At 48.0% G+C, this 5,524-nt stretch carries 3 protein-coding genes; 1 reads left to right on the top strand and 2 read right to left on the bottom strand.

The features are described from left to right. Nucleotides 1–1,185: 1,185 nt before the first annotated feature. Both B5G37_RS13915 and B5G37_RS13920 read right to left on the bottom strand, forming a co-directional pair. Nucleotides 1,186–2,343, bottom strand: a complete 1,158-nt coding sequence (locus B5G37_RS13915) for a site-specific integrase (RefSeq protein WP_087258819.1) — start codon at nucleotides 2,341–2,343, stop codon at nucleotides 1,186–1,188. Between the two features lie 244 nt (nucleotides 2,344–2,587). Beyond that, complete coding sequence (locus B5G37_RS13920; RefSeq protein WP_087258821.1) at nucleotides 2,588–3,517, bottom strand: GNAT family N-acetyltransferase; 930 nt, start codon at nucleotides 3,515–3,517, stop codon at nucleotides 2,588–2,590. A gap of 655 nt (nucleotides 3,518–4,172) precedes the next feature. Here B5G37_RS13920 and B5G37_RS13925 point away from each other — a divergent pair. After that, nucleotides 4,173–4,574 (top strand): helix-turn-helix transcriptional regulator, encoded by a 402-nt coding sequence (locus B5G37_RS13925; RefSeq protein ID WP_087258822.1) that lies wholly within the window; start codon nucleotides 4,173–4,175, stop codon nucleotides 4,572–4,574. Nucleotides 4,575–5,524: the final 950 nt, after the last annotated feature.

Raw genomic sequence — 5,524 nt, forward strand, 5'->3', positions numbered from 1 at the left:
TTAGCATATATGGGAATGGGAGTATTCCACCGTCCTATACCTCATCCCTGTAACTTATCCACCGTATCAGTTCATTATAAAAATCTTAGATTTTTGTCTTGACAACTGAGCCACTATATTAGGCCTTTTTCGGTGGTTTAGATTTGCAAGGGTCCTTTTCTCTTTTCCCCGCTTAACCCCTATTAAATGGACTTGACCCAAACGCTGACCCATACCGGAGTTTGGAGCGGTGGGGAGGGAGTGCTAGTCAGTCTCAACACCGATCGGAACTGCGTCAATTGGCACTTACATAGGATCTATTAAAAAGCGAAAAAAGTCAATAAATAATTGAATATTACTGAATTTTAATATATAATCGAGCCAGTTGTAATAAATTCGAATTTTGGGGGGATACACATTGTATACGCAGGACAATAATTTTAAAAAAGAATTGTTTTTTTCTGTTATATGCATAGCTATATATTTTTTGTCACTCATATTGGCCAATATAGCATCTAATATTGTAATAAAAATACCCAATAGCATTAACGCTTTGGTAGAAATTTTATTTCCAGCAATCATACTTATATTGTTAAGAAAGAAAAAATTACTGTCATATTACGGGTTGAATAGCTTAAAAAAACTTAATTACAAGAATTTACTTTTTTGTATTCCCATGATAATTATTCCGATCGTTAATTTATGTTTTGGAATACACATAAATTATTCATGGCAAGAAATTTTCTTAATTTGTATAACTATGCTGGGAGTAGGTTTTTCGGAGGAAATACTATTTCGTAGTTTTTTAATTAGGACAATCGCAAACAAGAATTCAAAAGCAGCAATTGTATTGCCAAGTATAATTTTTGGAATAGTTCATATTACGAATTTCTTTGGTGGAGAAGATATAGCAATGACTATATTGCAAATGGTTTATGCTACTTCATTCGGATTTATGTGTTCAGTGTTTTTTTATAAAACAAACAATATAATACCATGTATAATATGTCACAGCGCTACAAATATAACAAATACATTTCTACCAAATAATTTGCCAATTGAATATGGATATGTAGAATGTATTGTATTTATAGTTCCTTCTGCATTCTACGCTTGGTACTTATACATTACGAAGAAATGTTTAACAAAAGATACTTAACGGTGTAGCATTTATATTTTGTTGACCTATACAGGAGTTTTGTCCAGTCAGCCTTGAATCCTCCCCGCCAGCACGTTTCCCATGGTCTGCACCGCCTGACGCTGGGCGGCACTGGTGATGTGGGCGTAGGTGTCCAGGGTAAACCCTGCGGAGAAGTGGCCCAGCATCCCGGACACCGTTTTCACATCTACCCCGTTTTGCAGGGCCAGGGTGGCGAAGGTGTGTCGCAAGTCGTGGAACCGCACCTTGGGCAGCCCTGCCCGCTTCAATACTCGGTGGAGCATATGCAGCACACTGTCCGGGGAGATGGGCCCACCGTTGGGAGAGGGAAACACCCATGGGCTATTGCCCACTTTCTTTCTCTGCTCTTTCAGCACGCTTACCGTATCCTCTGCCAGGGGCAGGGTACGGTAGGCGTTTTTCGTTTTCAGGGGCGCTTCCACCACTTCCCCGTTGATGCGGGAGACTTGCCGCCGCACCCGGAGGTCACCCCGTTCTAAATCAACATCTTCCCATTTCAGCCCCAGCAATTCGCCCCGCCGTAGGCCCGTAGCCAGTTCCAGGTAATATAGCTCAAACACGCCACTCTCCCTGGCCTCCTGGAAGAAGGAGGCCAGCTGCACCGTGGTCAGGGTTTTCATCTCCTGGTGCTCCACACGAGGTAGGGCGCAGCCCTCGGCTGGGTTTGTGAGGATCAGCCGCTGCTCCTGCGCCAGTTTTAGGGCAGAGGATAGAATTTGGTGGATGTTCCGCACCGTCTTGGCACTGAGGCCCTTGGGCTGTCCCTTGGCCTCCAGCCGGTCTACCCTGCCTGTGGTCAGTAGCTTTTTGTAGAACTTCTGCAAGTCCAGAGAAGTGAGTTTTTCCAGCGGAATCTCTCCGATGTTGGGGCGGATGTGGTTGTGGATGTAGCCCTGGTAGGTCTGATGGGAGGAGGGCCGGACTTTGATCTTGGCATAGTCCTGGAACCACACCTCCATCCACTCCCCTACCGTGTACTTCCCCGCCTTGGTGATGTCCAGTGCTTGGATTTCCCCGATGGCCTGTTTCAGCTTCTCCTTGACCTCTGCCTGACTTCTGCCCAGCACATTCTTGTAGATGGCTTTCCCCGTCTCCGGGTCATGCCCTGCGGTGTATCGGCCTTCCCAGCGTCCGTCTTTTCTCTTGCGGATGCTGCCTTCACCGTTGGCTCGTTTCTTTGCCATGTGTGTCGCCTCCTTTGCAACGACACAGCATACCACAGACATCTGAAATATCCAGGGCACACGGGCAGAGTTAAGAGAAAGTTATCAATTTGCAATGGAGCTTTTCATTGTTAACACTGTGCTAGTTAGGCGGGTGTCTTTTCTTTGTTTATGCAGCGCAAATTTTGACACAGGGCACCTTCACCCATAGAAACATGCAGCGGGGTTGCCACATGGAATTCTAGTGTGGCAACCCCGCTTTGCTTTAACGCAAATATGCCCAAGTCGTGCCTAACTGGGTTTCAAAGCCCAAGGATTGATACATCGTTTCGTCACAGGGAGCACAGCAAACCGTCAAACTGGACATGCCTTGCTCACGACTCCATACCTGTGCGGCTTTGATAAGCTGCCGAGCAATTCCCTTCTTGCGAAATACCGGCTCCACATAGAAGTCATCGAATATCCCCGTGTCTGTACAGGCAAAGGTAGAGAAGCATTTGACGACGCTACACATTCCAACTGCCCGGTCACCACGTCTTGCCATAAAGAACGTGATTTTCCCAGCTCGAATGGCCTGAGCCAGTTGCTTCTGTTTTTCTTTCGTCAGTGTCTGCTCACCAATCTCCTTCAAAAATCCATTTTCCAGCTTTTTCAGTTGCCAATCCTCGGGATCAGTGAGAATTTCAACAGCAATGGGAACCTCCTCTTTTGGGGGGAGCAGCATCAGGGCATCTCCCCATTCATCCACACCGTTTGTGACAAAACCCACACTCTCCCAAAATCGGCATCGACGCTGGTCCCCGCCGTAGTTCAGCTCGGCATAGTGCGCCCCGTTGACTTTGGCCCAAGTTAGAAGCGCTTGGGCACACGCCTTTCCCGTGCCATTTCCGCGGAACTCAGGATAAACGCAGAATTCCAGGATAAAGCACTTGCCGTCCTCCGACGTAAAGATTACCGGCAACGCGAACCCAATGTTCTGGCCGTCTCTGTGAAAGAACAGATAGTAGCATGGATCCTGCACTCTATCATGGATTTGTTGCATCTGTGCCTGACGCTCTCGGCTTAGGAAGAACTCCCTGTCCGTATCCTTTGGATCAGGAAATATGTCCCGCCTGTAATAGGCCCGAAGTTGCTCCCAAAAGGCTGCAACTTCCAATTCTGTGACTGCTTCTCCAATGGTGATTTGATGTTTCATAGGTACTCCTCCAAAAAATGATTCGGAGGGTTAGGAAGCGTGCACCCTCCACACACGATTCATCTTCATAACAAACCACCCTTTCTATTCTGAATTTGTATTTCAACACCCATGGGATGTAAATACCGCTGGTTTGATTTTAGGTCAAATCCACATTCTATGTCAAGCATACCCAGCGGTCGTACTACAAGAGGTACAATTTCATTCCACTTTGACAAAGCCTCACAATCTCAGCAAGGTCTGGCACCACTCCGCTCCAAATTACGGCAAACGGCATTGCTTCACGCCACTCCCCAGTAAATTCATTGCGGCTCTGGGAATACAGGGAGTCAGGTCACTCCTTGGCGATTCTTTTGCCATTTACAACGCCCTGGTTAACCCTTATGAAAATGTCCGAAAGGAAACTTCTCGAGCAACCATAAATTTCAGATGCTTCCGCATCTGGAATTTACTTTTTTGCATATCCACTAATATCCCTCGTATTTTAAAGCTTTTTCAACGGATTCGGTCCATAGTTTTTGCACTTCTGGCCTAAACGCGATGAGAATTCATATAATGTCATTTTCTTCTTCGCTTTGTAAACCAATAATTTACAAAAAGTGGTGGACAAAGATAGCCAACCGATATATCCTATAAAAAACAGGAGGATACTTCGATGGAATTAAAAGACAAATTAAGAGAATTAAGGACCAGCTTTCGCTATTCTCAAGAAGAAATCGCCAATTACCTTAATGTCAGCAGGCAGGCTGTATCACGATGGGAAACCGGTGAAGCAAAGCCTTGTACCGAAAACTTAATCAAACTGTCCCAACTTTATGGGGGTTCATTATATGAATTGGAAGACACCGTCATAGATAGCTTATCATTTCAAATAAGGCTATTAAATGACTTGTTAAAAACAACCGTCCCCCATAGTATTCTTAATCAAAATATAGAATATTTAGTTATGGAAATCCGGGAAAACCCCGGAACCCGCATGAAACCGGGGGTTCCGGCTCATGGAGCCAGCCAATTTACAACACATTTACCACTTTTGCAAAGACAGGACGGGCCTTGATATGCCACCCGACCGGGAGCAAAACGCCGTACAGGGATTCCACTCCCCATACGGCGTTTTTCCATTGACCCCACCGGGACCCGTCCAACGGCGGCGTCCTCCACTGTGAACCATGCCGCGCGGGAGCGTGGTCAAGCCACCGTGGAATACCGGAGCGAGCGAAGCAAGTGAGGATATGCCGCGAAAGGGCTTGACGAAAGCGGAGCGCCACACTCGAACACGGAGGAAAGACGGCCTGTCTTTCCTCCTGCCCCACGGCGAGTGTGGGGTGTGGGGCGACGCCCCGCAGGAAAAGTTTGGGGCTGCCGTCCGGCCCGCCCTTTCCAAAGGGCAAAGAGGACCTACCGCACGATGACGGCATGATCCGCTATCGAAATTGCCGTCACTGCCGTCATTGCCGTCACAGGTTCGGATGGTGGAAGCTCGGGAGATTCCTGTCCCCTGTATGCGAGGGGAGCAGGGTGCGATGGTTCGGACGGAGCCAAGACAATCGAAACCAGCCGGGGTCGTTACGCCCGGAGAAGCCGGAAAACCCCCTGAACGCCATTTTTGAGGTCCGGTAAACCAAAGCGGATGTCGGGCATCCCTTTTATGCCATCCGCGATTCAGGGGTCTGTTGAGGACCTAGCCTCTGACGCCTCCCACCGGTGGTCGTACCCCTCAGCCGGGCGGGCCTCTTATATACCGTGCGAAAAATCTCCCGAGCGCGCCGGTGTCGCCGTCATCACCGTTACCAGCGGTGTGCTATGATGGCTATGTTTTTAGATTCGTTGACCCCGATGTTACCAGCATCGGGGTCTTTTTCTGTCCACCATCTCCCCGGCGTGTCCTATCCCGACGGCGTATAGAGTGGGGAGCGCGGCGGATGGCATACAATGCTCGGAACAGACTCATCCATCCGCCGCACCACCTTTCAAAACCGGATTCCATTTTTCGGCGTGTCGGGTAAG

Origin of the sequence: Pseudoflavonifractor sp. An85 (assembly GCF_002161235.1) — a bacterium.
Taxonomy (GTDB): domain Bacteria; phylum Bacillota; class Clostridia; order Oscillospirales; family Oscillospiraceae; genus Enterenecus.

Excerpts from the sequence above, each read along its gene's own strand:
- B5G37_RS13915 (WP_087258819.1), bottom strand. The coding sequence starts at position 2,343 with ATGGCAAAGAAACGAGCCAACGGTGAAGGCAGCATCCGCAAGAGAAAA.
- B5G37_RS13925 (WP_087258822.1), top strand. The coding sequence starts at position 4,173 with ATGGAATTAAAAGACAAATTAAGAGAATTAAGGACCAGCTTTCGCTAT.
- B5G37_RS13920 (WP_087258821.1), bottom strand. The coding sequence starts at position 3,517 with ATGAAACATCAAATCACCATTGGAGAAGCAGTCACAGAATTGGAAGTT.